Source organism: Pseudomonas sp. MWU16-30317, assembly GCF_020515695.1.
Classification (GTDB): domain Bacteria; phylum Pseudomonadota; class Gammaproteobacteria; order Pseudomonadales; family Pseudomonadaceae; genus Aquipseudomonas.
Window position 1 is genome coordinate 152,688 of the sequence record NZ_JAIWJA010000007.1, and the last position, 25,161, is coordinate 177,848.

General features: G+C 61.8%; 22 protein-coding genes and 1 pseudogene. 15 read left to right on the forward strand and 8 right to left on the reverse strand.

Annotated elements, in window-relative coordinates; all coding sequences use genetic code 11:
• Positions 1-12 precede the first annotated feature (12 nt).
• The 4 genes from flgC to LIX93_RS19925 all read right to left on the reverse strand — a co-directional run bounded on the left by flgC (position 13) and on the right by LIX93_RS19925 (position 3,016).
• Positions 13-459 carry a flagellar basal body rod protein FlgC gene (gene flgC / locus LIX93_RS19910; RefSeq protein WP_226505778.1) on the reverse strand — a complete coding sequence of 149 codons (447 nt, stop codon included), beginning with the start codon at positions 457-459 and terminating at the stop codon, positions 13-15.
• Between the two features lie 3 nt (positions 460-462).
• Entirely contained in the window at positions 463-873 is a 411-nt protein-coding gene (gene flgB / locus LIX93_RS19915) for a flagellar basal body rod protein FlgB (protein ID WP_226505779.1), read from the reverse strand.
• A gap of 325 nt (positions 874-1,198) precedes the next feature.
• Positions 1,199-2,026 carry a protein-glutamate O-methyltransferase CheR gene (gene cheR, locus LIX93_RS19920; RefSeq protein WP_226505780.1) on the reverse strand — a complete coding sequence of 276 codons (828 nt, stop codon included), beginning with the start codon at positions 2,024-2,026 and terminating at the stop codon, positions 1,199-1,201.
• A gap of 63 nt (positions 2,027-2,089) precedes the next feature.
• On the reverse strand, positions 2,090-3,016 hold the full coding sequence (locus tag LIX93_RS19925) for a chemotaxis protein CheV (RefSeq protein ID WP_226505781.1): 927 nt from the start codon (positions 3,014-3,016) through the stop codon (positions 2,090-2,092).
• Between the two features lie 62 nt (positions 3,017-3,078).
• On the opposite strand from LIX93_RS19925, the gene flgA reads away from it, so the two are divergent.
• The 4 genes from flgA (at position 3,079) to LIX93_RS19945 (ending at position 5,655) form a co-directional block, all read left to right on the forward strand.
• The gene (gene flgA, locus LIX93_RS19930) at positions 3,079-3,828 is read left to right on the forward strand and encodes a flagellar basal body P-ring formation chaperone FlgA (protein WP_226505782.1); all 750 of its coding nucleotides are present in this window, start codon (positions 3,079-3,081) and stop codon (positions 3,826-3,828) included.
• Positions 3,829-3,989: 161 nt separating this feature from the next.
• Positions 3,990-4,295: a flagellar biosynthesis anti-sigma factor FlgM gene (flgM, locus tag LIX93_RS19935; protein ID WP_226505783.1), complete on the forward strand. Its 306-nt coding sequence runs from the start codon at positions 3,990-3,992 to the stop codon at positions 4,293-4,295.
• A gap of 57 nt (positions 4,296-4,352) precedes the next feature.
• Positions 4,353-4,820 (forward strand): flagellar protein FlgN, encoded by a 468-nt coding sequence (locus tag LIX93_RS19940; protein WP_226505784.1) that lies wholly within the window; start codon positions 4,353-4,355, stop codon positions 4,818-4,820.
• 79 nt (positions 4,821-4,899) lie between these two features.
• Positions 4,900-5,655 carry a flagellar brake protein gene (locus LIX93_RS19945; protein ID WP_226505785.1) on the forward strand — a complete coding sequence of 252 codons (756 nt, stop codon included), beginning with the start codon at positions 4,900-4,902 and terminating at the stop codon, positions 5,653-5,655.
• Positions 5,656-5,783: 128 nt separating this feature from the next.
• Here LIX93_RS19945 and LIX93_RS19950 read toward each other — a convergent pair.
• Both LIX93_RS19950 and LIX93_RS19955 read right to left on the reverse strand, forming a co-directional pair.
• Positions 5,784-7,040 (reverse strand): annotated as a pseudogene (locus tag LIX93_RS19950) (MFS transporter); the annotation flags it as partial.
• A 103-nt stretch (positions 7,041-7,143) separates the two neighbouring features.
• Positions 7,144-8,487: a glutamine synthetase family protein gene (locus LIX93_RS19955; RefSeq protein ID WP_226505786.1), complete on the reverse strand. Its 1,344-nt coding sequence runs from the start codon at positions 8,485-8,487 to the stop codon at positions 7,144-7,146.
• Positions 8,488-8,945: 458 nt separating this feature from the next.
• On the opposite strand from LIX93_RS19955, the gene LIX93_RS19960 reads away from it, so the two are divergent.
• From LIX93_RS19960 to LIX93_RS19970, 3 genes are read left to right on the forward strand one after another with little or no spacing between them, the layout of a single operon-like run.
• Positions 8,946-9,695, forward strand: a complete 750-nt coding sequence (locus tag LIX93_RS19960; RefSeq protein ID WP_226505787.1) for a gluconate 2-dehydrogenase subunit 3 family protein — start codon at positions 8,946-8,948, stop codon at positions 9,693-9,695.
• A 5-nt stretch (positions 9,696-9,700) separates the two neighbouring features.
• On the forward strand, positions 9,701-11,464 hold the full coding sequence (locus LIX93_RS19965) for a GMC family oxidoreductase (protein WP_226505788.1): 1,764 nt from the start codon (positions 9,701-9,703) through the stop codon (positions 11,462-11,464).
• Complete coding sequence (locus LIX93_RS19970) at positions 11,461-12,687, forward strand: cytochrome c (protein WP_226505789.1); 1,227 nt, start codon at positions 11,461-11,463, stop codon at positions 12,685-12,687. Before LIX93_RS19965 ends, LIX93_RS19970 begins: the two co-directional genes overlap by 4 nt.
• Before the next feature lie 147 nt (positions 12,688-12,834).
• Here the strand turns inward: LIX93_RS19970 and LIX93_RS19975 are convergent, their stop codons facing one another.
• On the reverse strand, positions 12,835-14,076 hold the full coding sequence (locus LIX93_RS19975) for a multidrug effflux MFS transporter (RefSeq protein WP_226505790.1): 1,242 nt from the start codon (positions 14,074-14,076) through the stop codon (positions 12,835-12,837).
• A gap of 428 nt (positions 14,077-14,504) precedes the next feature.
• On the opposite strand from LIX93_RS19975, the gene arnB reads away from it, so the two are divergent.
• Genes arnB through LIX93_RS20015 form a run of 8 tightly spaced genes read left to right on the forward strand, consistent with a single transcriptional unit; the run spans position 14,505 to position 23,312 of the window.
• A complete protein-coding gene (arnB, locus tag LIX93_RS19980; protein WP_226505791.1) occupies positions 14,505-15,653 on the forward strand; it encodes a UDP-4-amino-4-deoxy-L-arabinose aminotransferase in 1,149 nt (382 codons plus the stop codon).
• The gene (arnC, locus tag LIX93_RS19985) at positions 15,650-16,663 is read left to right on the forward strand and encodes an undecaprenyl-phosphate 4-deoxy-4-formamido-L-arabinose transferase (RefSeq protein WP_226505792.1); all 1,014 of its coding nucleotides are present in this window, start codon (positions 15,650-15,652) and stop codon (positions 16,661-16,663) included. The genes arnB and arnC overlap by 4 nt, the downstream gene beginning before the upstream one ends.
• Entirely contained in the window at positions 16,660-18,651 is a 1,992-nt protein-coding gene (arnA, locus tag LIX93_RS19990; RefSeq protein WP_226505793.1) for a bifunctional UDP-4-amino-4-deoxy-L-arabinose formyltransferase/UDP-glucuronic acid oxidase ArnA, read from the forward strand. Before arnC ends, arnA begins: the two co-directional genes overlap by 4 nt.
• Entirely contained in the window at positions 18,651-19,535 is an 885-nt protein-coding gene (gene arnD / locus LIX93_RS19995) for a 4-deoxy-4-formamido-L-arabinose-phosphoundecaprenol deformylase (protein WP_226505794.1), read from the forward strand. The genes arnA and arnD overlap by 1 nt, the downstream gene beginning before the upstream one ends.
• The gene (arnT, locus tag LIX93_RS20000; protein ID WP_226505795.1) at positions 19,532-21,181 is read left to right on the forward strand and encodes a lipid IV(A) 4-amino-4-deoxy-L-arabinosyltransferase; all 1,650 of its coding nucleotides are present in this window, start codon (positions 19,532-19,534) and stop codon (positions 21,179-21,181) included. The genes arnD and arnT overlap by 4 nt, the downstream gene beginning before the upstream one ends.
• Positions 21,178-21,528, forward strand: coding sequence for a 4-amino-4-deoxy-L-arabinose-phosphoundecaprenol flippase subunit ArnE (arnE, locus tag LIX93_RS20005; protein ID WP_226505796.1), 351 nt, complete (start codon positions 21,178-21,180; stop codon positions 21,526-21,528). Before arnT ends, arnE begins: the two co-directional genes overlap by 4 nt.
• Complete coding sequence (gene arnF, locus LIX93_RS20010; protein ID WP_226505797.1) at positions 21,525-21,926, forward strand: 4-amino-4-deoxy-L-arabinose-phosphoundecaprenol flippase subunit ArnF; 402 nt, start codon at positions 21,525-21,527, stop codon at positions 21,924-21,926. The genes arnE and arnF overlap by 4 nt, the downstream gene beginning before the upstream one ends.
• Positions 21,927-21,935: 9 nt before the next feature.
• Entirely contained in the window at positions 21,936-23,312 is a 1,377-nt protein-coding gene (locus LIX93_RS20015; RefSeq protein WP_226505798.1) for a UDP-glucose/GDP-mannose dehydrogenase family protein, read from the forward strand.
• 42 nt (positions 23,313-23,354) lie between these two features.
• On the opposite strand, the gene LIX93_RS20020 is transcribed toward LIX93_RS20015, so the two are convergent.
• On the reverse strand, positions 23,355-24,965 hold the full coding sequence (locus LIX93_RS20020) for a glycosyltransferase family 39 protein (protein WP_226505799.1): 1,611 nt from the start codon (positions 24,963-24,965) through the stop codon (positions 23,355-23,357).
• Positions 24,966-25,161: the final 196 nt, after the last annotated feature.

Sequence of the window (25,161 nt, forward strand, 5' to 3'; positions counted from 1 at the left end):
TTTGCGCCCCTATCACTGACCGAGGGTCAGGACCTTCTGCATCATGGTTTTCGCGGTGTTCATAATGTCCGCATTGGTCTGGAAGGAGCGGCTGGCGGAAATCATGTCCGCCATCTCTTCAACCACGTTCACGTTCGGGTAATACACATAGCCATCCTTGTTGGCGGCCGGCGAGCTGGGCTCGTAGCGCGCTTCCAGGTTGCTCTGATCTTCGACCACACCCGATACCTGCACACCGGCGCCCGACGAGTCGGAGTCGGAGAACAGCGAACCGCTGTCGCCGTTGCCCTGAGCGTTCTGGAACATGGTGGCGAATACGGGGTGGCGCGCACGGTAGGTCTTGTCGATGCTCGACGAGACGGTCTCGGCGTTGGCGATGTTACTGGCGACGGTATTCAGGCGAGTGGTCTGAGCACTCATGCCAGTACCGGCAATGTTGAAAACGCTGGCTAGAGACATGGCTTAATCCCCGCGCAGGGCCGAGATCAGCCCTTTGAATTTACTGTTTAACAAAGTGAAGCTGGCCTGAAAGTCCACCGAGTTCTGCGCGTAGTTCGATTGCTCGATCTGCGAGTCGACGGTGTTCTGGTCCAGCGACGGTTGAGTCGAAATGCGGTACATCAGCGCCGGATCGCCACCACTGTTGACGCCGGAAGCGTCGATATGACGGGCGTCGGTGGTTTCCAGGCTGAAGGCGCCATTGCTGGTGGTATCGCTCTGCTGCTTGAGGACAGCGGCGAAGTCCAGATCCCGAGCCTTGTAGTTCGGGGTATCGGCGTTGGCGATGTTGTTGGCCAGGACCTCGGCGCGCTGGGCCCTGAACTTCAATGCCTGTTCGCTGATGCCGAGCGCTTTGTCGAAACTGATGCTCATGTCTGAAACCCTTCGCGGCAGAGCTGATTCTCTTGTCAGAGATATAGCAATGCCTGTGCCAACTTTCATAAAGTCTGGAAAGGCTTGGTTTAGAGGGGTTAGAGCAGATCGCCAGTACGGCAATGAGGGCGGCAATGCCAGAAAAGCGGCAATCCGATTCCGCCACGTGGCGGCAAAGCGGCAATGCCCGCGTCAGTTTTGACGCCATTTTTACTGCTACCTGAAAACATTTGTGGGAGCCCGATTGCGCGTCAGGCGGCGAAGCCTCTAACAGCTTCGCCGCCTGACGCGCAATCGGGCTCCCACAGGGGGTTGATGCGGTGGGTCATTTCGCCTGGTAGATGATCCCGGGACTGCACTGGACCATCTGGTAATGATCCGGCAAGCCATTGAGCGCCTCGCTGGCCCCCAGGAACAGATAGCCGCCCGGCTTGAGAGTGCCATGGATGCGCATGAGGATGTCCTTTTTCACCTGCGCAGAAAAATAGATCAGCACGTTGCGGCAAAAGACGATATCGAACTTGCCCAGGCTGGCATAACTGTCCAGCAGGTTGAACGAGCGAAACTCCACGCGACTGCGAATCGGCGCCTTGATCGCGTAGCGACCACCGCCCTTGGGATCGAAGTAGCGCTGCAGACGATCCGGCGACAAGCCGCGCCCCAGTGCCAGGCTGTCGTACTCACCGCTCTTGCAGTTGGTGAGCATCGTGCCCGACAGATCGGTGGCGACGATCTGCGCGCCCATTTTCAACTGGCCTGGATTGCTGCGCTCGAATTCATCGAAAGTCATCGACAGCGAATAGGGTTCCTGCCCCGACGAACACGCCGCCGACCAGACCCGCAAGCGTGCCCCCGGCGCAGCCTTGATGGCCTCCGGAATCACCTTGTTCTTCATCACTTCAAAAGGATAGGTATCGCGAAACCACAGGGTTTCGTTGGTGGTCATGGCATCCACCACCAACTCGCGCAGACCGCTGCGTGGCTGCGCAGTGATGCGCTGCACCAACTCGGTCAGCGTCTTGATGCCCTGCTGTTCCATGAGCTTGTTGAGACGGCTGGAGACCAGATACTGCTTGTTGTCACCCAACAGAATGCCACAGGCTTTCTCCAGGAATACTCGGAACTGATCAAAATCCGCATTAGCCGTCGACACAAGTACCGCCTCTTTAAATCGTTTATTCGGCCGGGGCGAACCCCGGGCCGTTATTCGTGGACATTATTCGTGAAGCTTGATGCGTTCCACGACTCGGGATGCCAGATCGTCAGGCCGGAACTTGGCCAGGAAATCGTCGGCACCGACCTTCTTGACCATAGCCTGATTAAACACACCCGACAGGGAAGTATGCAGGACGATGTGCAGTTTCTGCATGCGCGAATCCGCGCGGACTTCGGCTGTGAGGGTGTAGCCGTCCATTTCCGGCATTTCGATGTCGGAAATCATCATCAGGAACTCTTCTTCAGGCTTCTTGCCCTCGTCCACCAGCTTGCGCAAGTAGTCGAGCGCCTGCCGACCGTCGTTCAGAGCGACCACCTCCACGCCCACCGTCTGCAGGCAACGAGTGACCTGCTTGCGCGCCACCGACGAATCGTCGACCGTCAGCACGCGCAGCGTAGTGGCCTTGACCTGGGTCGCGGCATCCACCACGCCGACGGAAATCGACTCGGACATCGGCGCCACCTCGGCGAGGATCTTCTCCACGTCGATGATTTCCACCAGCTTGTTGTCGACCCGCGTCACGGCCGTCAGGTAATGGTCGCGACCGGTACCCTTGGGTGGCGGATGGATCTCTTCCCAGTTCATGTTGACGATGCGTTCGACCGAGTGCACCAGGAACCCCTGAATCTTCAGGTTGTACTCGGTGATGATCACGAACGGATTGGCCACGCCTTCCAGACTCTTGCCGCCCGTGGCCAAGGCCAGGTCGAGAATCGGGATGGTCGCACCGCGAATATTGGCGACCCCGCGCACCACTGGATTGGACCTCGGCATCAAGGTGAGCTTGGGGCATTGCAGCACCTCGCGCACCTTGAAGACGTTGATCCCGTAAAGCTGGTCACCGTTGAGCCGGAACAACAGCAGCTCGAGACGATTCTGCCCTACCAGTTGGGTGCGCTGGTTCACTGAATCCATTACACCAGCCATTGTTCAGACTCCTTCACGCTCGTTCGACACGAAGTCGGCACGCGCCTTGCTATTAACCTTACATGAATGCCATTACGACATATTCCCGACGCATGATACGCAGCTTGCCAGTGATCCTGGCAGCGACTTGTTCACTCGCACTTTGCAACGTCAATGCCGAAGAATTTACGTCACCTGAAGAGCTTATCGGTGCAACACAAGGTTTTCTTGAGTTCACGGTAGAAGATTATCTGGCCACGGCACAAACCGAAGGTCGTTATGAGGTGACGGTCAACGATATCGACCCCCGGCTACGGATGCCCAAGTGCGCCGAACAATTGACGGCAACCATGGCCAGCCCAGGCGCGCCACTGGGTCGCGTCAGTGTGCGGGTACGCTGCGACACCGCTACGCCCTGGACGGTTTTCGTGCCGGCACAGGTGAAATTGTTCAGGGATGTGGTGATGACCACCCGTCCCCTGACGCGCGATACGGTACTGGGCGCTCCGGACCTTGTCATGCGTGAACGCGATGTCGGCCTGCTGACTCAAGGCTATCTGACAGCGCTGGATCAGGCGGTAGGCTACAAGTTGACCCGACAGACGGTAGCCGACCAGGTGTTATCGGCGGTAATGATCGAACAGCCGGAGGTGGTGAACAAAGGTGACCATGTGGTGATCATCGCCAGAACCGGTGCCTTGGCGGTGCGCATGCCCGGCGAGGCGCTGGCCAAGGGTGCCATGAGCCAGCAGATCCCGGTGCGCAACTTGAACTCGCAACGGGTCATCAAGGCCAGGATCACCGGCCCGGGCGAGGTTGAAGTCTCGATGTAGACGCTGGCGGTACGGAGCAGCTTTTCTTACACTGTGTGTCCTACACCGTGGAGAACAGACTCCGCAGCGGGCCTTGTGCTTTTTTTCAGTATTTACCCTAAAGTTATTCGTACAGGGGTCGAAAACAAGGCAAGCGCCCACATACCAACGAGGTTTACCCCATGGCGATCGACCTGAGCCGACTGAACGGCAACTCACCGGTGCAAAGCACGACACGCACCAGTGGCACCAAGGAAACCACCGCAGTTGACGCAACGACTGCAGTGAGCAAGACCACTGCGACGAGCGGCGAAGCTGTTCATCTCAGTGACGAGGCTCAAAAATTGCAACAGATCAGCGATAGCCTGCGCGATCAACCCACTGTCAACAGTGCCCGCGTAGCGGAGCTGAAGTCAGCCATTGCCGACGGCAGCTACCAGGTCGACAGCAAGCGCGTAGCCAGCAAACTGCTGAATTTCGAAGCTTAAGGCCAGGCCGACCGACCTCGCCAGGCTTCAGGACGTTATCTCACTCCAGAGCCAGCCATGCACGACACGACCTTGCTGCAATTGATCGAAGACGACATCGCCCCGGCAACCCAGCTGCTCGAGCTGTTGCGGGTCGAATCCAACGCCCTGTTCGGGCGGGACATGCAGTTGCTGGAAACCATCCTGGCGAAGAAGCAGTCTTTGGTCGTCCAGCTCGAGCAGCGCGGACGCAAGCGCAGTCAGGTATTGGCCGCCATGGGTTTCGCGGCTGATCGCGAAGGCCTGAAGAACTACGCTGACAGCTCCCCCCAAGGCGCTCATCTGCTGCAACGCAGCGATTTGCTGAGCAGCCTGCTGCTCGACTGCCAGTCGATCAACGACCTCAATGGCCGCTCGATCACGCACCAGCAGAACACCACCGCCACGCAGATTCGTATCCTCATGGGCGGCGAAGCCCCCTCGTTGTACGATGCCCGCGGATCGACCTCCCGGCTGGCCAAGCAACGACCGCTCAGCCAGGCGTAAGCACCCTCTATCAAGAGGCGCAACAAGCTGGCAGAATGCCAGCCACTGGATGTCGATTTTGCCTGGAGATACAAGCACCGTGTTCAACGTCTCAAACGCCGAAGACGCTCCGCAGCCGCCGAAGGTGCTCACCACACCACTGGAAATTGCGTCGAATCTGCGCGCCCTGGAAAAATCCCACGATCCGTTGATCATCACCTTTGCCGATCGTGCCCAGCGCTTCCAGACTTTTCTGGTCGACGTCGATCATAAAAATTCCACCATGGCCCTGGACGAAATGATCCCGCGCGATGGCGAAAAGTACCTGCAGGCGGGCGAACCGTTCCGGGTTGAAGGCTTCCATGACGGGATACGTATCGCCTGGGAATGCCACGGCATGATGACCGTGGTCGACAGCGCAGATAACGGCCGCAGCTACCGCGGCGACATGCCCTGCGAAGTCCTCTATCACCAGCGCCGCAACGCCTTTCGTGCAGCCCTCAAGCTGACTGCCCTGGTGGACGTCGAACTCGCCGGCGACAAGCTCAAGAATTCGCTCAGGGGCAAGCTGCTGGATATCTCCGCGACCGGCTGCAAGCTGCGTTTCGACGGCGACCACAGCGAAGCGCTGCAACTGGGCCAGATCTACGAGCGCTACACCGCGCACCTGCCCACGCCATACACCAGGCTCACCACTGCGGTGGAACTGCGGCACTTGCATTACGAGGAAAGCCTGGGCATCACCTTCGCCGGTGTACGCTTTCACAACATTTCTGCGGCGACCCTGCGCAATGTCGAGAACTTCGTCTTCCAGCTGCAGCGCGAAGCGCGACGGTTCGACAAAGACGATTTCTGAGACGCACCTGTAGCGAGGGGGCTCGCCCCTTCCCCCCGGAAAAACTGCACCAGGCCCCTTGTCAGGGCCTGATACATCTTTCGCGGGCAAGCCCCCTCGCGACGTCATCACGTCTTGGCTGGTTCATCCTGCATCTGATCCTGCACCACCTGCTCATCGACCCGCGGATCCAATGCCGCCACCAAAGGCGAGCTGGTCATGTTGTCCGGCATGGCCACGTGATGCAGAGGCGCGTCGTCCACCACGTGCAGATTGGTGACCGCCTTGGGTCGTATCAGGACCACCAGCAACAGGGCAAAAAAGCCGAAGAACACGTAAAGCATCTGACTGCCGAAGTAGTTCATCAGCACCCCCGCCAGCAGCGGCCCGATACAGGCGCCGACACCGTAGGTCACCAGCAGCATGGCGGTGAGTGAAACCCGCCGCTCGCCCTCGACATGGTCGTTGGCGAATGCCACCGCCAACGGATACAGGCAGAACTGCAGCAAGGACACGACAAAGCCTGCAACAAACATCACTTCTACCGGCGCCCTCCCCCACACGGCCAATGGCACCGAGGCCAGCACGACCCCCACTGCCATGCAGCGAATCAACAGCGGTCGATCATAGCGATCCGACAGCCAGCCCAGCGGCCACTGCACAACCAGCCCGGCGAAAATGCAACTCCCCATGAACAGCCCGACCTGCTCGGTACTCATGCCTTGCTGCGTGGCGTACAGCGGTGCCAGACCATAGAACGAACCAATGATCAGGCCCGCCGTCAGCACCGTGGTCAGCGACTGCGGCACCCGCTGCATGAAGAACCGCGGCTCCATGGGCGCCGGATGCAGCGGTGAAGGGTGAATGCCGCGGATCAGCGCCACCGGCACCAGGCACAGGGTGAAGCACAGCGCCACCAGCATCAGCAGTTCGTTGCCCAGCCCCGGGTGGATCACCAGGATCAACTGCCCCAGCGTCAAACCCAGGTAGGAGGCGATCATGTAGCCGCTGAACACCAGCCCACGCTGGCGCGCTTCGGCCTGCTCATTGAGCCAGCTCTCGATGACCATGTACTGGCACATCATGCCGAGGCCGACGATCACCCGCAGAATGATCCAGGCCGGCAGATAATCCACCAGCCCGTGGCCCAATACCGCTGCGGCGACGATGCCCGCGCAGGCGGCGTAGGCACGAATATGCCCGACCCGGGCAATCAGCCGGTGACCGATCTTGCCCCCCAGAGCCAAGCCGAAATAGTTGGCCGCCATCAAGGCGCCCACCCATATACCGTCGACATGCTCGGCCGCCAGGCGCAAGCCCAGGTAAGTGCTGAGCAGGCCCGAACCGATCAACATCATCAGGGCGGCGAAATACAGCGCGCGAAAATTTTTCCAGATCTGGCGCATCGGCGTTCCGAGCGGCTCCTTGAGGTGATGGAAACAACAAAAGACCGGATGCTCGCCAACACGAACACCGGTCAAACCGCTAAAGCCGCGACATCCCCTCCTGCTAAGCGTGGGCCGCCAGTACACGGCGCTCCCAGGGGGTAATCTCGTTGAAAAAGCTGATCAGTTCGAGCTGCTTGCTCGCACCAAAGCCTTCGATGAACTCCTTGCCGAACAGTTCCTTGGCAAGCTCGCTGCGTGTCAGACGCTCCAATGCAGCGTGCAAGGTACAAGGCAGCAACAAATTATCCGGCACAGTCATTTCGCCCTGCACCGGCGCACTCGGCTCCAGCCTGCGCTCGATGCCATGCAAGCCGGCCGCCAGACTCGCGGCAATGGCCAGGTAGGGATTGGCATCGGCGCCAGGCAGACGGTTCTCGACCCGCCGCGCCGCCGGCGAACTGGCCGGAATACGCAGGCCCGCCGCGCGATTGTCCAGCGACCAGCACGCGTTGTTCGGCGAGGCGTATGGATGAATGAAGCGGTGGTAGGAGTTGACATTCGGCGCCAGCAACGCAGTGAAGTCAGCCATAGCCGCCTGTTGGCCGCCGATGAAGTGACGAAACATCGCCGTCGGCTCCCCAGCCGTATCACTGAACACGTTGCGACCGCTGTCCAGGGCGATCAGGCTCTGGTGAATATGCATCGAACTGCCCGCGGTATGCGCCAACGGCTTGGCCATGCACACCACCATCAAGCCGTGCTTGAGGCCGACCTCCTTGAGCAGGTGCTTGAACAGCAACGTCTGATCGGCCAGCAGCAACGGGTCGCCGTGCAGCAGATTGATCTCGAACTGGCTGACACCCATCTCGTGCATGAAGGTATCGCGTGGCAGGCCCAAGGCCGCCATGCAGCGATAGACCTCACTGAAAAACGGCCTCAGGCCATTGTTGGAGCTGACACTGAAGGCGCTGGCACCGTCTTCGCGACGCCCGTCCAGCCCCTTGGGCGGCAAGAAGGGCTGCTGGGGATCGCGATGCCGATCGAACACGTAGAACTCGAGCTCGGTGGCCACCACCGGCGCCAATCCCAGGGACGCATAGCGGGCGATCACGGCCTTGAGCTGGCCGCGTGTGGACAAGCACGAGGGCTCGCCATCGAGCTCTTCGGCATCGCAGATCACCAGCGCACGCGGCTGATCGCTCCAGGGCAGTCGATAGAGCTGGGTCAGATCAGGCACCAGAGCCAGGTCGCCATCATCCGCGCCGTAGAATTCGGCGGCCGGGTAGCCGCCCATGATGCATTGCAGGAGTACCCCTCGCGCCAATTGCAGGCGGCGCCCTTGCTCAAAGCCCTCGGCGGTCATGACCTTGCCGCGGGGCACGCCATTGAGATCGGGGGTGATACATTCGATTTCATCAATGCCCGTCAGGCGCTCGGCGAGGGAGCGCGGGCAAGCGGTCGTCATGACTCGATCCTTGTGAGAAAACGCCGGGATGGCTGCCTCGACAAAATCGCATTGCACTGGACAAAGATCAAGCGGCGCGCCGACATCGCCAGGCTTCGCGATTGGCGCGGCAGGACCGACCTCTTCGGCGGCGACGGGGGCCCGCAGCACCACCGCTCACACCCAGGACCCAGAGCGATTGTTACACTCCACGCAAGAGCCTGTTACCGAATGCCTGGCGCGAATACGTCAAAATATGTCTAAGCTGAAAACCGGGCAGTCATATAGATGACTTATCTTGCACGCGCCTAATTATTTCACGAAACAAACCCAACGCGCGCGCTACCAAAAGTCGCACCTGCCCCCCAAGCAGCACTTCGCCTTGCGTAGACAAGGTACAACCGTGATCACCACGCAACAGGCCTCACTGCGCGCATCCATTGCGGATCGCTCGCTGACGTCTGCTGCAGGAGCCCTGCATGACCGACAAGCCCAACAAGGGAGTGACCCGCAGGCAACTGCTGTTTACCTCCGCCACCACCGTCGCCGTGGGCGCCGCGGCCAGCGCCAAGGCCGCGACCCTGGTCGGCGTACCGCAATGGATCCCCTTCGACCACAACGGCCCTCAGCACTACGACACTCCAGGCTGGCAATTCTTCAGCGCTGAGCAGGGCCGAGAAGTCGAAGCCATCGTCGAACGCCTGATCCCGGCCGACGACCTCAGCGTCAGCGGCAAGGACGCCGGTTGCGCGGTGTTCATCGACCGCCAGCTGGCCGGCGAATACGGCACTTTTGCCCGCTTGTACCGCGAAGGTCCGTTCGAAAAAGGCACGCCGACCCAAGGCGACCAGTCGCCGCTCAACCCGCGCGAGCGCTACAACCTGGGCCTCGCCGCGCTGGGTAAATATTGCCAGGCGCAGTTCCAGAAACCCTTCAGCGGCCTGTCCGCCGAACAGCGCGATCAGGTCCTGGCCGCATTGGAGAACGGCACGGCGCAATTCGATGGCGTCGACAGCAAGCTGTTTTTCCAGCAAGTGCTCGGCAACACCATGGAAGGCTTTTTCGCCGACCCGATCTACGGCGGCAACCGCGAAATGGTGTCCTGGAAGATGATCGGCTTTCCCGGTGCCCGCTACGACTACCGCGATTACATCGGCCAGCACAACCAGAAACTCGATCTGGTGCCGCTCTCCATCATCGGCAGCTCCGCCTGGAACAAGAAGGGTTAATCCGCATGGCCAAGAAACTACCTTCCACTGACATCGTGGTTGTCGGGCTCGGCTGGGCCGGATCCATCATCGCCAACGAACTGGCCGACACCGGCCTGAACGTCATCGGCTTCGAACGCGGCCCCTGGCGCGATACCGCCAGCGACTTCAACCTTGCCTCGGCGGCCGACGAACTGCGCTACAACCGCCGCCAGGAGTTGATGCTGCGCACCAAGCAGAACACCTGCACGATGCGTAACAGCGCCAGCGAAACCGCCTTGCCGATGCGCACCTGGGGCTCGTTCCACCCCGGCAACGGTACCGGCGGTGCCGGCAACCACTGGGCCGGCATCGCCTTTCGCTTCCAGCCCCACGAATTTCGCCTGCACAGCCACCTCACCGAGCGTTACGGCAAGGAGCTGCCAACCGAATTGACCCTGCAGGACTGGGGCACCGATTGGGAAGAAATGGAGCCCTACTACGCCGCGTTCGACCGCCTGGCTGGCGTGTCCGGCAAGGCCGGCAATATCAAGGGCCAGATCATCGAGGGCGGCAACACCTTCGAAGGCGCCCGCTCGGCCGAATACCCTAATCCGCCCACCCTGCAGACCTACGCCCCGACCCTGTTCGCCGAGGCGGCCCGCAACATGGGCTACAAGCCGTTCCCGGTGCCCTCGGCGCTGGTCTCGCAGCCTTACACCAACTCCCTTGGCGTGAAGATGGGGCCATGCACCTATTGCGGCTTCTGCACCAACTACGGCTGCGCCAACTACTCCAAGGCCAGCGCCATTACCACGGTGTTGCCCGCACTGATCCGCAAGCCCAACTTCACCGCGGTGACCAACGCCGAAGTGCTCAAGGTGGTGATGGACAGCACGGGCACCAAGGCCACCGGGATCATCTATGTGGATGCCAATGGCGATGAATTCGAGCAGCCGGCGGACCTGGTGGTGATCTCGGCGTTCATCTTCGAAAACGTGCGGCTGATGTTGCTGTCCGGGGTCGGCAAGCCCTACGATCCGGTCAGCAACACCGGCACCACCGGGCGCAACTACGCGTACCAGACCGCCAACAGCGTGCAGATGTTCTTCGATGACAAGAACTTCAACCCCTTCATCGGTGGTGGCGCCATTGGTATGGGCATCGACGAGTTCAACAACGACAACTTCGACCACTCCGGCCTCGGCTTCATGGGTGGCGGCAGTACCCGCGTGACACCGATCGGCGCCGCGCCCATCGACTCGCGACCGGTTCCGCCAGGCACCCCGGCCTGGGGCGCGAAATGGAAGCAGGCCACGGTCAAGAACTACCTCAGCACCATGTCCATCGGTTGCGAGGCCAGCAGTTACTCGGTGCGCACCAACTACCTGTCGCTGGACCCGAACTACGCCGACCCCCATGGCCGTCCGCTGCTGCGCATCACCTTCGACTTCCCGGAAAACGATCGCAAGATGGCCAAATACTGCATCGGCAAGGTCGCGGAAATCGCCAAGAGCATGAATCCGCGCGAAATGGTCGTGAAAAGCCAGCAAGGCCATTGGGACAGCGCGCCGTATCAGTCCTCGCACATCGTCGGCGGTTTCATCATGGGCGCCGATCCGGCCACCAGCTCGGTGAACAAGCACCTGCAGGTGTGGGGGGTGCCGAATCTGTTCGTGGTGGGCTCATCGGCCTTCCCGCAGAACCCCGGCTACAACCCGACCGGCACCGTGTGCGCCCTGGCGTTCAAGGCGGCGGATGCCATCCGCAGCCGCTACCTCAAACGTCCTGGGGAGATGATCAGCGTATGAAAACCTCCCTTTCGTTGTGCGCCGGCCTGCTGGGCCTGGCGGTCGGTTACGCCCATGCTGGCACCGGCGGCGACTCTTACAACCTGGTGGAAAAGGGCCGCTACCTGGCGACCCTGGGTGACTGCACCGCGTGCCATACCTTGCCGAACAAGCCGTTGTTTTCTGGCGGGGTGATACTCGATACGCCGTTCGGCAAGCTGCTGGGCGCCAACATCACGCCGGACCCGGTCCACGGTATCGGCCGCTGGACGTTCGAGGACTTCCAGAAGGTCATGTCCGAGGGCCATAGCCCAGGCAACAAGCGCCTCTATGGGGCCATGCCGTTTACCGCGTACACCAAGGTGGCGCGCGAAGACAACATGGCGATCTGGGCCTACCTGCAAACCGTGCAGCCGTCGGACAATCCGGTGGAAACCAACCAGCTGCCCTTCCCTTTCAACATTCGCACCAGCCTGATCGGCTGGAACCTGCTGAACTTCACCCAAGGCGAGTTCAAGGCCAACCCGCAAAAATCCGCGCAATGGAACCGCGGTGCATATCTGGTCGAAGGGCTGGGGCACTGCGGCACCTGCCATACGCCCAAGAGCATTATCGGCGGTGACGACAACGATCACTTCCTGGGCGGCAACAATCTGCAGGGCTGGGTAGCGCCGGACATCACCGCCAATCCCCACTCTGGCATCGGTGGCTGGAGCGCCGAGGACATCGTCCAGTACCTGAAGACCGGCGCCAACCGCTTCGATATCGCCTCAGGCCCCATGGCTGAAGAGGTCGAGCATTCTTCGCAGCACTGGAAGGACGAAGACCTGATGGCGGTGGCGGTCTACCTCAAGGATGACCCCAAGACCGCCGAGGCGCCGAAGGCGTTGGCCGCCAACGATCCGACCATGGTCGCCGGCAAGGCGATCTATGCCGATCGCTGCTCGGCGTGTCACGTCGGCAAGGGTGAAGGTGTCGAGGGCCTGTTCCCGAAACTGGCAGGCGCGCCGCTGGTCAATGGCAGCGATCCGGCGTCGATGATCCGCGTGGTGCTGTCCGGCAGTCGCGCTGGCTCCACCGACGCCGCACCGACAGCGCCGGCAATGCCGGCGTTCGGCTGGAACCTGTCGGATGATAACGTCGCGGCGGTGTTGACCTATGTACGCAACAGCTGGGGCAATGCTGCGCCAGCGGTGTCGAGCGGGGATGTGAAGGACCTGCGCGAGGCGTTGCGGACTAAATAGTCGGTCGGCTTGCCGGCCCCTTCGCGGGCAAGCCTTGCTCCCACACGAGTGAGCCTCACATTTGTGGTAGCAAGACTCCCACACGAGTGAGCCGTATATTGTGGGAGCAAGGCTTGCCCGCAAAGAGGCCCGCAAGATCGCCAACCACTACGGCCGGGCAGCCAGATTATCCGCAGCCCGGTCCTTGCGCTCGTTCCGCACCCCCACCCAAAACCCCGTCAAGCCCAACACCGCTGCAATGCTGAGCACCGTCGCGGCCGCTAATGCCGGGTCATGGCCCAGGCCCACCGCGCTGGTCGACAGCACCCCCACCAGCATCTGCGCGAAGCCATAGAACCCCGCCGCCGACCCCACCAAATGGGCGTCCACACTCAAGGCCTTGGTCATCGCCGCCGGGCTCGCCAGCCCCGCCCCAAGTGTCAACAGACAGATCGGGATCATCACCGTGAGCACACTCACCGCCCCGAGCAACACCACCGCCAGCAAGGTCAGCGCGCTGCCCAGGCCGATCAGGTTACCCACCAGCAGCAACCTCTCCAGGCGCACGACGCGAATCAGCCGCCGTGTCAGGGCATTGCCGACGAACATCCCGACGATCAACATCCCCAGGTACAAGCCCACCTCCTGCAATGGCCGATGCAACTCATCGACGAAGATGAACGGCGCCGCCGCGATAAAACCGTACATCGACGTCGTGGTGCAGCCACCGCCCAGTGCGTAGCCGACAAACGAGGGCAAACGCAACAGCCGCGAATAATCGCGCAGCAATGCCCTGAGGCTGACCTCACCGGACGGCCGACTGGTCTCTGGCAAGTGCCGCCAGCTGAAGAGCAAGGTCACCAGCCCCATGCCGCCCAGCACCACGAAGATCGAACGCCAGCCGAAATGCACCGACAGCAGCGAGCCCACCAGCGGCGCCAGGCCAGGCCCGGCCATGACCATCAGATTGAGCAATGCCAGGTCGCGGACCGAGTCATCGATGGTCGAAGTATCGCGTACCATGGCGCGCCCGAGCGCCAGCCCCGCGCAGCCGCCCAAGGCCTGCAGCAGACGGGCCGCGATCAGGGTATGAACATCACTGGCCAGCGACGCGAGAAGACTGCCTGCGGTATACAGCCCCAGCCCGAACAGCAACATGGGTCGGCGCCCCAGGCCATCGGACAGCGGGCCGTACACCAGCTGGCCGGCTGCCAGGCCGAGGATATAGACGCTGATGGTCATCTGCATCGCCGCCGGGCTGACATCGAAAGCCCGCGCCGCAGCCGGCAGCGCTGGAACGAACATGTGCATGGCGAGTGTGCCGCTGATGGTAATCATGACCAGCAGCCAGAGGGGAGGTTTGACGATGGGTGATGCAACGGGGATTGCCGCAGGGCGAACGTCGGACATGAACGGACTCGCTTGAGTGCCTGTCCGAGCGGGCCAGCAGGCATATTATTTAGATAGCGAGACAATTATAAGCAATGCAACGAATTAACATAGCCCCGCCTGATACAAACTTCATTATGATTCAAAATGTGTCGACATATTTTTGACAAGCGCTTCACCGCAAACGTACCGCCGTGGCCCTAGATTGCGCCCAACATGAACGGTGGCTGAACAACTTCAAAACTCAGCACAAGGTTTATTTCCCCTCGTGGCAGAGCGAGCTACCATCGCGTCAACAGCCGGACTGTCGGCTATCGAATTATCCGGTAACCGGTCTGGAATCGGACCTGGCCTAGACTTACAGACACATACCGCTACGCTTTACATGGGCATGGAGCCTGCTGCGAATGGGCGATAGTTGCCTGCAAAACCTAGCCTGAAGGAATGTCATGAGCCAAAGTTTTCTGCCCTTCTCGCGTCCCAGCATGGGCGATGAGGAAATCGCCGCCGTCGAGCAAGTATTACGCTCCGGCTGGATAACCACTGGGCCCAAGGCCCAGGAACTCGAACAACAGTTTGCCGAATACGTCGGCGCCCAACATGCCGTGGCCTTGTCCTCGGCCACCGGCGGCATGCACATCGCGCTGCTGGCGCTCGGCATCGGCCCGGGTGATGAAGTCATCACCCCGTCGCAGACCTGGGTGTCCACCGCCAACATGATCTGCCTGCTGGGCGCCACGCCAGTGTTCATCGATGTCGACCGCGATACATTGATGAGCGACGTCAGCGCCTTCGAGGCCGCCATCACGCCGCGCACCAAAGCCATGATTCCGGTGCATTACGCGGGCGCGGCGTTCGACCTCGACCCGCTCTATGCGCTGGCCGATCGCCATGGCCTCAAGGTCATTGAAGACGCGGCCCACGCGGCCGGTACCCAGTACCGCGGTCGCCGCATCGGTCAGCAAGGCACGGCGATCTTCTCCTTCCACGCCATCAAGAACATGACCTGTGCCGAAGGCGCGATGTTCGTCAGCGACGATCAAGCCTTCGCCGATCGCGTGCGCATGCTCAAGTTCCATGGCCTGGGCGTCGACGCCTACGACCGCATGACCCATGGCCGCAAGCCTCAGGCGCAGGTCATGGAGCCAGGCTTCAAATACAACCTGGCCGATATCAACGCCGCCATTGCCCTGGTGCAGCTCAAACGTCTGGACGACATCAACGCTCAGCGCGCCAGGCTTGCCGGCGCCTACCAGCAGCGCCTGGCAGACCTGCCGATCGAATCGTTGCAGTTGCCCAGCTATCCCCAGCAGCATGCCTGGCACCTGTACATCGTGCGCGTCGATCCCGAGCGCTGCGGCATCGACCGCGAGGCCTTCATGAAGGGTCTGCAGGAGCAAGGCATCGGCACCGGCATCCATTTCATCGCCACGCACCTGCACACCTGGTATCGCGAGCGCTTCCCTGATGTGAAGCTGCCCGCCACCGAATGGAACTCCGCACGCCTGTGCTCGATTCCACTGTTCCCCGACATGACCCTCGACGATGTCGAACGTGTCGCCTGCGCCATTGAAACAACCCTCGGACGTCGCCCGTGAGACCTTACCCAATCAATAGCGTTTCGATCGTCATCCCGGTCTATAACGAAGAACAAAGCCTGCCTGAACTGTTGCGCCGCACCGAGGCCGCCTGCACGCAACTCGACTGCGAGTACGAGATCGTGCTGGTCGACGATGGCAGCCGCGACGAATCTGCCGAAATGCTCCTGCGCGCCGCCGCGCGCGAAGGCAGCCAGGTGGTCGCTGTGATCCTCAACCGCAACTACGGTCAGCACGCCGCCATCATGGCCGGTTTCGAAGAGTCCAAGGGCGACCTGGTGATCACCCTCGACGCCGACCTGCAGAACCCGCCCGAAGAGATCCCGCGCCTGCTCGAACAGGCCCGCCTGGGCTACGACGTGGTCGCCACCGTGCGCAACAACCGCCAGGACTCGGCCCTGCGCCGCTGGCCGTCGAAGCTGATCAACAAGGCCGTGCAGCGCTCCACCGGCGTGGCCATGAGCGATTACGGCTGCATGTTGCGCGCCTACCGCCGCTCGGTGGTCGACGCCATGCTGTCGTGCCGCGAGCGCAGTACCTTCATCCCGATCCTGGCCAACAGCTTCGCCCGCCATACCACCGAGGTGCTGGTGCAGCACGCCGAGCGCGAGCACGGCGACTCCAAGTACAGCCCGATGCGCCTGGTCAACCTGATGTTCGACCTGGTCACCTGCATGACCACCACGCCGCTGCGCATGCTCAGTATCGTCGGCTTCATCATGGCGTTCCTGGGTGTGCTGTTTGCTTTCATCCTGATCGCCCTGCGGCTGATGTTCGGTGCCCATTGGGCCGGTGAAGGCAGCTTCGTGCTGTTCGCCGTGCTGTTCGTGTTCACCGGTGGCCAGTTCATCGGCATGGGCTTGCTGGGTGAATACCTGGGGCGCATGTACAGCGATGTGCGCGCGCGCCCACGCTTCTTTATCGAACGCGTGCTGCGCAATCCTGCCAAGACACCTGAGCGCGACACCCAACCTTCTTCTGCCAACTCCACCACCAAGGCTGCGTCATGACTTTGAAAGCCGTTGTTTTTGCCTATCACGATATCGGCTGTGCCGGGATTCAAGCCTTGCTGGACGCCGGCTACGACATCGCGGCAGTGTTCACCCACGCCGATGACCCGAAGGAAAACGCCTTCTATGGTTCGGTCGCACAACTGTGCGCCGTCAAAGGCATCGCCGTGCACGCGCCGGAAGACGTCAACCACCCGATCTGGATCGAGCGTATCCGCAAGCTGGGCGCCGACATCGGTTTTTCGTTCTACTACCGCAACCTGCTCAATGATGACGTGCTGAGCTCATTCGCGCGTGGCGCCTACAACCTGCATGGCTCGCTGCTGCCCCACTACCGTGGTCGCGCACCGGCCAACTGGGTGCTGGTCAACGGCGAAACCGAAACCGGCGTGACCCTGCACCGCATGGTCAAGCGCGCCGATGCCGGCGACATCGCCGCGCAACAGCGCGTCGCCATCGAGCGCACCGACAACGCCCTGACCCTGCATGGCAAGCTGCGCGAAGCCGCGGCTGCCCTGCTCAAGGATGCCCTGCCACAACTGGCGGCCGGCACCCTCAAGGAAACCCCGCAAGACATCAGCAAGGGCAGCTACTACGGTCGCCGTACCGCCGCTGATGGCCTGATCGACTGGAACCAGCCCGCCGAGAAGCTGTTCAACCTCGTGCGCGCGGTGACCCAGCCGTACCCGGGCGCCTTCTGCGCCGTGGGCGAAAACAAACTGATCGTGTGGAACGCCCAGGTCGTGGCCGGCAACGAAGGTACTGCGCCTGGCCAGGTCATCAGCGTCAACCCGCTGCGCATCGCTTGCGGCCAGGACTCGCTGGTAATCACCGCTGGCCAGCGTGGCGACGCCGGGCTGTTCCTCAGTGGCGCCCAGTTGGCCAACGAACTGGGCCTGGTCGAAGGCTCGTGCCTGATCAGCACCCAGAATCGCCGTCCGACCCGCCTGACCCGCGTGCTGATCCTGGGCGTCAACGGTTTCATCGGCAACCACTTGTCCGAGCGTCTGCTGCAGGACGAACGCTATGAAGTGTTTGGCCTGGACATCGGCTCCGACGCCATCGAGCGCCTGCGCAGCCACCCACGGTTCCACTTCGTGGAAGGCGACATCAGCATCCACTCCGAGTGGATCGAATACCACATCAAGAAGTGCGACGTGGTGCTGCCGCTGGTGGCCATCGCCACGCCGATCGAATACACCCGCAACCCGCTGCGCGTGTTCGAGCTGGACTTCGAAGAAAACCTCAAGATCGTTCGCTACTGCGTCAAGTACAACAAGCGCGTGATCTTCCCGTCGACCTCTGAAGTGTATGGCATGTGCCAGGACCAGAACTTCGACGAAGACACCTCCAACCTGATCGTCGGCCCGATCAACAAGCAGCGCTGGATCTACTCGGTCTCCAAGCAGCTGCTGGACCGGGTCATCTGGGCCTACGGCGACAAGGGCCTGAAGTTCACTCTGTTCCGCCCGTTCAACTGGATGGGCCCGCGTCTCGATCGCCTGGATTCGGCCCGTATCGGCAGCTCGCGTGCCATTACCCAGCTGATTCTGCATCTGGTCGAAGGAACACCGATCCGCTTGGTCGATGGCGGTGCGCAAAAACGCTGCTTCACCGACGTGGCCGACGGCATCGAGGCGCTGGCGCGGATCATCGACAACCAGAACGGCGTGTGCAACAACCAGATCATCAACATCGGCAACCCGGACAACGAAGCCAGCATTCGCCAACTGGGTGAAGAGCTGCTGCGTCAGTTCGAAGCCCACCCGCTGCGCGGCAACTTCCCGCCGTTCGCCGGCTTCCGTGAAGTCGAAAGCAAGACCTTCTACGGCAACGGCTACCAGGACGTGTCGCACCGCAAGCCGAGCATCGACAACGCCCGCCGCCTGCTGAACTGGGCACCCACGGTGGAGCTGAGCGAAACCATCGGCAAGACCCTGGACTTCTTCCTGCGCGAAGCCATGCTGGAACGAGAAGGCAAACGTTGATGCAGGCAGGTTTGCGCATTGATGTCGATACCTACCGAGGCACCCGTGAAGGGGTGCCGCGACTGCTCGACATGCTCGCCGAGGCCCAGGTCAAGGCGACATTCTTTTTCAGTGTCGGCCCGGACAACATGGGCCGGCATCTGTGGCGGCTGATCAAACCGCAGTTCCTGTGGAAGATGCTGCGCTCCAATGCCGCCGGGCTGTACGGCTGGGATATTCTCCTGGCCGGCACCGCCTGGCCCGGCAAACCGATCGGTCGCGACCTGGGGCATTTGATGCGCCAGGCTCAGGACGCCGGTCACGAAGTCGGCTTGCACGCCTGGGACCACCATGGCTGGCAGGCCAATGCCGGGCGCTGGAGCGATGCCCAGTTGCACGAGCAGATTCGCCTCGGGGTCGATACCCTCAGCGATATTCTCGGCCGCGCTGTCGATTGCTCGGCGACCGCCGGCTGGCGCAGCGACGAGCGTGTCGTGCAAGCCAAACAGGCCTTCGACTTTCGCTACAACAGCGACTGCCGCGGGACCTCGATCTTTCGTCCGCAGTTGGCCGATGGCCAGCCGGGCACCGTACAGATACCCGTCGATCTGCCGACCTTCGATGAGGTGGTCGGGCCGCAAGTCAGCAGCGAGGCCTTCAACGCCTGGATCCTGCAACGCTTCCAGCCTAACGCGCTGAACCTCTACACCATCCACGCCGAAGTCGAAGGCATCTTGTACGCTGACGCCTTTCGCCAGTTGCTGGCGCAGGCAAAACGCCAGGACATCCACTTCACGGCCCTGGGCGACATGTTGCCGGACGCGGCAGCATCGATTCCCGTAGGCCACCTGCGCCGCGGCCATCTGGATGGCCGCGAAGGCTGGCTGGGAGTGCAACAACCATGACCCGACAACGGGCCGTTCTCTCCTTGATGTTCGTGTGCGCTCTGTTTTACCTGATCCCCCTGTCGTTCCACGGGCTGTGGGCACCCGATGAAACCCGTTATGCCCAGGCCAGCCAGGAAATGCTCCTGACCGGCCACTGGGCGGCGCCGCACTTCATGGGCCTGCGCTATTTTGAAAAGCCAGTGGTCGGCTATTGGATGATCGCCGCCGGGCAAGCCGTGTTCGGCCAGAACCTGTTCGGCGTGCGCGTGGCCTCGGCATTCAGCCTGGGCCTCAGCGTGCTGCTGACCTACCTCATGGCCCAGCGCCTGTGGCGTGACCCGCGCCGCAGCCTGGCCTGCGCCGTGCTGTACATGAGCTTTGGCCTGATCGTAGGCCTGGCCGGTTATACCAATATCGATCCGCCCTTTACCCTGTGGGTCAACCTGAGCTTCATGGCCCTATGGTGGGCGTTCGACAGTCACAGCCGCCGCACGCGCCTGTGGGCCTGGGCAGCGGTGGGCCTGACCTGCGGCATCGGCGTGATGACCAAAGGCTTCCTGGCCCTGGCCCTGCCGGTGCTGGTAGGCGTGCCCTACATGATCTGGCAGAAGCGCTTCGGCGAACTGCTGCGCTACGGCTGGGTCGCCGTGCTGGTCGCGGTGCTGCTCTGCCTGCCTTGGGCAATCACCGTGCATCTGCAGGAGCCGGACTTCTGGCATTTTTTCTTCTGGCACGAACACATCCAGCGCTTTGCTGGCGATGACGCCCAGCATAACGAACCGATGTGGTTCTACCTGCCGTTGCTGGTGCTGTCGAGCCTGCCGTGGGCAGCTCTACTGCCGATGACACTGGAGCACAGCTGGCGCCAGCGCGTGCAGCCGCACATTGTCTTTCTGGCGCTGTGGCTACTGCTGCCGCTGGCCTTTCTGAGCCTGGCAAAAGGCAAGCTGCCCACCTATATCCTGCCGTGCATGCTGCCGCTGGCGCTGTTGATGGGGCATAGCCTGATCACGGCACTCGAAGCCGGTCGCCACCGCGCCTTGCGGGTCAACTCGGGACTCAACGCGGTACTTGGTATCGTCTGCCTGGGCATGCTGGCGGCCGTGCAGCACAGGCGGCCGATCTACATCGACGAGCCCTGGCATGTGGCGCTGATCTGCGCCGTCCTACTGGCGTGGATAGCCGCCAACCTGGTCAGCAGCTTCAAGCCTGCTCGCTGCTGGATGGCACCCGGGTTGGCCATGGGGCTGCTGGTGGCGGTGCTCCCGGCGGTACTGCCCGCTGTGGTGGTCAATCGCAAGACACCGGATGCCTTTATCGCGAGGCACAGTGCCGAGCTCAAACAGATGCACACTCTGATGTCCAACGAACTGGGGGCTGCAGCGGCCGTGTCGTGGCATACCGCCAAGCCGCAGATCTTCCTCTACAACACCGAGGGCGAGGCCAACTACGGGCTCAACTACCCCGACGCCCAGTACCGGCGCGTTACCCTCGACAACGTCGGCCAATGGATCATCGATGCGCGCAAGGCCGGTTCCGTAGGCGTGATCATGCGCGTCAAGGGCGAGGGTGAAGACCATGAACTCGACCGCCTGCCCAGCGATGCCAAGCGCTATGAACAAGGCGGCCTGGTGATCCTTGTCTATGCTCAGACGCCGTCATGATTTTCGTCCTGCTGCTGGTCGCCTGCCTGCTCACCTGCCTGGGCCAGATCGCCCAGAAACATGCCGTCGAGAGCTGGCGCGGCGCCCATGCCAAGCCCGGCCTGCTGGGCAAATTGAGCAGCGGTTGGCTGTGGTTGGCGCTCGCCAGCCTGGGCTTCGGGCTGCTGCTCTGGCTGCTGGTTCTGCAGCATTTGGAAGTGAGCATCGCCTACCCGATGCTGAGCTTGAACTTCGTGCTGATTACCCTGGCTGCACGCTTCCTGTTCAAGGAGAACATCGACCGGCGTCATTGGCTGGGCGTGGGCCTGATCATGCTCGGCGTATTGTGTCTGGGGTGGCAGGTATGAGCCTGCAGCGCGGGTTGAGCTTTGCCATGGGCAGCGTATTGCTGGTCAGCAGTGCCCAGTTGGGGATGCGCTGGAGCATGGCGCGGCTGCCGTCGCCCAGCCAGTGGCTACAGGCGTTCAGCCAGAGCGCCCTGTCGTATCAGGACCTGGCCATCGTCGCCGGCGCCATATTCGCCTACGCGCTCTCCATGGGCTGCTGGCTGATGGCACTGCGGGACCTGCCGCTGGGACGCGCCTATTCCCTGCTGAGCATCAGCTACGCGCTGGTCTATCTGCTGGCAGCCAGTGTTCCGGCGTTCCACGAAGACTTTTCCGCTTTCAAAACCCTGGGAGTGACCTTGGTCATCCTCGGCGTCATGACCATCAACTCAAGACGCACACCCCGCATCGAGCCTTAGGATCCGCGCATGAAAATCAGTGTAATCGGTAGTGGCTATGTCGGCCTCGTACAAGCCACCGTTCTGGCCGAAGTCGGCCATGACGTGCTCTGCATGGATGTCGATGAAGCCAAGGTCAAGCTGCTCGAACAGGGCCAGGTGAGCATCTTCGAGCCGGGCCTTGCCGAACTGGTCAAAGACAACCTGGCAAACAAGCGCCTGCGTTTCACCACCGATGAAAAACTCGCGGCCGAGCACGGTCGGGTGTTGTTCATCGCCGTGGGCACGCCGTCGGGCGACGACGGCTCCGCCGATCTCAAATACGTCTTTTCGGTGGGCGATGCCATTGCCCGGCACCGTACCGAGCCGTTGATCGTGGTCGAGAAATCCACCGTGCCTGTGGGCACCGGCGACGCCCTGCGCGCGCACATCGACAAGGCGCTGGCGGCCAGTGGTCGCCGCCTGGACTTCGATATCGTCTCCAATCCGGAATTCCTCAAGGAAGGCTCGGCCGTCAACGACTGCCGCCGCCCGGACCGCATCGTCATCGGCTGCGAGCGCGAAGAAGTGCGCGAGGTGATGCGCGAACTGTACGCGCCGTTCAACCGCAACCACGATCGCATCATGTTCATGGACCTGCGCAGCGCCGAGCTGACCAAGTACGCTGCCAACTGCATGCTCGCCACCAAGATCAGCTTCATCAACCAGATCGCCGAACTGGCCGAGCACCTGGGCGCCGACATCGAGTCGGTACGCCAGGGCATCGGTGCCGACTCGCGCATCGGCTACGACTTCATATACGCTGGCTGCGGCTATGGCGGCTCATGCTTTCCCAAGGACATGCGCGCGCTGATCCACAGCGCCGAAGCGGCCAATTGCTCGAGCGACCTGCTGCAGGCCGTCGAAGCCATCAACCAGCGCCAGAAACACAAGCTGTTCGAACGGGTCAACGCCTATTACCAGGGCGACCTGAAGGGCAAGACCTTCGCCCTCTGGGGCCTGGCGTTCAAGCCCAACACCGACGACATGCGCGACGCCCCGAGCCGGGAGCTGATGGAAGCGTTGTTCGAGGCCGGCGCCCATGTCCGCGCCTTCGACCCTGAAGCCATGCACCAGACCCAACTGATCTACGGCGAGCACCCTCAATTGCACTTGATGGGCACGCCGGAAGCCGCCTTGAGCGGGGCAGATGCGCTGATCATCTGTACCGAATGGCAACAGTTCAAGGCACCTGACTTCGAGATGATCCAGAAGCGCCTGAAAGCACCACTGATTTTCGACGGTCGCAACCTGTACGACGCCGAGCGCATGAAGCTCAAGGGCTTTACTTACTATCCGATTGGCCGTGGCGAGTCGCACGAGTTGCCGATTCCCCATGGCAAGTGGAAGGGCCAGGCTTCGGTCTGATTTCGGCTTCATGTAGCGAGGGAGCTTGCCCCCTCGCTACATTCACTGCGCCAAGTGCATCAACAGGTAAGGCTGCTTGTCGAACTGGCCCTGCAGCACCTGTTCGAATCGCCCGGTAACGTCGGCCGGCAACGCCTGCCAATCGTCCTGACTGACCACGACGTAAGCCGGGCCCTGCAGCGCCTGCAACTGATCGGCGCTGCTGCTGAAGGTCGCTGGCAGGTCGGCATCGATATTGACCATGAACTTGATTGCCTTGCCGTCCTTGGTCAGCCCCTGCAGCACCAGCGGCGCCGGGGCATTCTGGATTGTGCGATAGACCGCCTCACTGAACTCACGGGTGTCGTACTGCGCGTGCTGCAGCGGCTCGACCACACCGACATACGCGAGCCACACCGCCAACACCGCGCAACCGCCCAGTCCGGCGCTGCGCCAATGCGGGCGCGACAGCACCACCACGGCCAGTATCTGCAGCACGGCCAGCAATACCGAGATCCAGATCAACGAAGCGACGGGCTCGCCCAGCTTGCGCTGCGCCAGCCATAATCCGACGATCAACGCCCCCGGCAAGATCAGCCAGAGCGCCTGAATCGACACGCGCAATACTGCAAGCGCCCGCCCGCCCAGTGCTTGAAACGAGTATCCGGCCACCACGGCAGCCATCGGCAACATCGGCAGCACGTAGCGGGCTTTTTTCGCCAACGGGATCGACAAGCCCACCAGCACGATCAGCCCCGCTACTGAGCACGCCGCCACCAAACGCAGCGCCTGGCTGTTGCGCGCTTTGCGACTGCACGCCAACACGGCCAGCGTCAGCAACGCCAAGGGATAGGTTGGCGCGTAGTTACCCAGCGAGCTGCTGAAATAATAGAACGGGCCGCTGGCGCCTTCGGAACCGTCGATGCGGCCCACCACCTGCATGCGGATCACGTCCTGGACGAAAGCATCGCCGCCACTGAGCCGCGCTAGCCACAGCGTCAGCGCGATACCGATCGCCAGCAGCCCCAGGGCGGCAAAGCCGACGGTGAACAGCCGGCGCCATTGCCCGCCGACCAGGTAATAGCCGCACAACATGCCGGTGGGGATCACCAGGCCGATCGGTCCGCGAATGGCGAAGCCCAGCGCCAGCAGCACCAACACCCAGCCCAGGCGCCGGGGGGCAGCGAAGTGATCGGCGGCATAGGCCAGATAGAACACTGCAAAGGCCACCGCCGCGAGCATCTGGTCGAGCGATACTGCGCGGGTCTCGCTGATGAACATCAGGCTCATCACCATCAGCGTCAGGCTGGCCAGCGCCCAGCGTTGCGAATAAGGCGCCAGCAGCCGATACATCAGCACCACCACCGTGGCGCTGGCGATCGCCGAGGGCAGCCAAGCGGTGAGGCTGTTGACCTGGCCGAAGGGCCACGACAGCAGATAGACGAAAAACGTCGACGTGGCGGAGTAGTCCGGGTAGGGCTGCCCGTAGGTGGTGGGGAAGAAGCTGGGGCCGTTGCGCAGCATCTCCTGGGCGAACATGACGAACCGCGAATCGAAACCGATGGCCGTCTGATGAACATTGCCGACAACGAACAACAGCAGCGCCAACAGGCCCAGCCACAGTGATTGGCGGCGCTGCGCCGGGGATGGCCGCACGGCCAGACTGGATGACATCGGTAGCTGCCTTGCAAGAAAAGGGACGGGGAATTATTTCGTGGGCAAACTGAACGGCAGCTGTCCGGGTTATGGATAAACCAGGCAGTTACAAATCTTGAATCAATAAACCAGGGGCCGGTGTTGAAGCCGATGGCCCCTTTGCGGACAAGGCTTGCTCCCACGGCAGTACGAACCCAGGTCCACCAGCGAACTG

What these genes read in the sequence shown, in the direction of transcription:
- LIX93_RS19965 (WP_226505788.1), top strand. Translation starts at nt 9,701, where the DNA reads ATGGCCAAGAAACTACCTTCCACTGACATCGTGGTTGTCGGGCTCGGC.
- arnD (WP_226505794.1), top strand. Translation starts at nt 18,651, where the DNA reads ATGCAGGCAGGTTTGCGCATTGATGTCGATACCTACCGAGGCACCCGT.
- flgA (WP_226505782.1), top strand. Translation starts at nt 3,079, where the DNA reads ATGAATGCCATTACGACATATTCCCGACGCATGATACGCAGCTTGCCA.
- arnA (WP_226505793.1), top strand. Translation starts at nt 16,660, where the DNA reads ATGACTTTGAAAGCCGTTGTTTTTGCCTATCACGATATCGGCTGTGCC.
- arnT (WP_226505795.1), top strand. Translation starts at nt 19,532, where the DNA reads ATGACCCGACAACGGGCCGTTCTCTCCTTGATGTTCGTGTGCGCTCTG.
- LIX93_RS19960 (WP_226505787.1), top strand. Translation starts at nt 8,946, where the DNA reads ATGACCGACAAGCCCAACAAGGGAGTGACCCGCAGGCAACTGCTGTTT.
- LIX93_RS19955 (WP_226505786.1), bottom strand. Translation starts at nt 8,487, where the DNA reads ATGACGACCGCTTGCCCGCGCTCCCTCGCCGAGCGCCTGACGGGCATT.
- LIX93_RS20015 (WP_226505798.1), top strand. Translation starts at nt 21,936, where the DNA reads ATGAAAATCAGTGTAATCGGTAGTGGCTATGTCGGCCTCGTACAAGCC.
- arnB (WP_226505791.1), top strand. Translation starts at nt 14,505, where the DNA reads ATGAGCCAAAGTTTTCTGCCCTTCTCGCGTCCCAGCATGGGCGATGAG.
- LIX93_RS20020 (WP_226505799.1), bottom strand. Translation starts at nt 24,965, where the DNA reads ATGTCATCCAGTCTGGCCGTGCGGCCATCCCCGGCGCAGCGCCGCCAA.
- flgB (WP_226505779.1), bottom strand. Translation starts at nt 873, where the DNA reads ATGAGCATCAGTTTCGACAAAGCGCTCGGCATCAGCGAACAGGCATTG.
- LIX93_RS19970 (WP_226505789.1), top strand. Translation starts at nt 11,461, where the DNA reads ATGAAAACCTCCCTTTCGTTGTGCGCCGGCCTGCTGGGCCTGGCGGTC.
- LIX93_RS19975 (WP_226505790.1), bottom strand. Translation starts at nt 14,076, where the DNA reads ATGTCCGACGTTCGCCCTGCGGCAATCCCCGTTGCATCACCCATCGTC.
- LIX93_RS19925 (WP_226505781.1), bottom strand. Translation starts at nt 3,016, where the DNA reads ATGGCTGGTGTAATGGATTCAGTGAACCAGCGCACCCAACTGGTAGGG.
- arnF (WP_226505797.1), top strand. Translation starts at nt 21,525, where the DNA reads ATGAGCCTGCAGCGCGGGTTGAGCTTTGCCATGGGCAGCGTATTGCTG.
- flgC (WP_226505778.1), bottom strand. Translation starts at nt 459, where the DNA reads ATGTCTCTAGCCAGCGTTTTCAACATTGCCGGTACTGGCATGAGTGCT.
- flgM (WP_226505783.1), top strand. Translation starts at nt 3,990, where the DNA reads ATGGCGATCGACCTGAGCCGACTGAACGGCAACTCACCGGTGCAAAGC.
- LIX93_RS19940 (WP_226505784.1), top strand. Translation starts at nt 4,353, where the DNA reads ATGCACGACACGACCTTGCTGCAATTGATCGAAGACGACATCGCCCCG.
- arnE (WP_226505796.1), top strand. Translation starts at nt 21,178, where the DNA reads ATGATTTTCGTCCTGCTGCTGGTCGCCTGCCTGCTCACCTGCCTGGGC.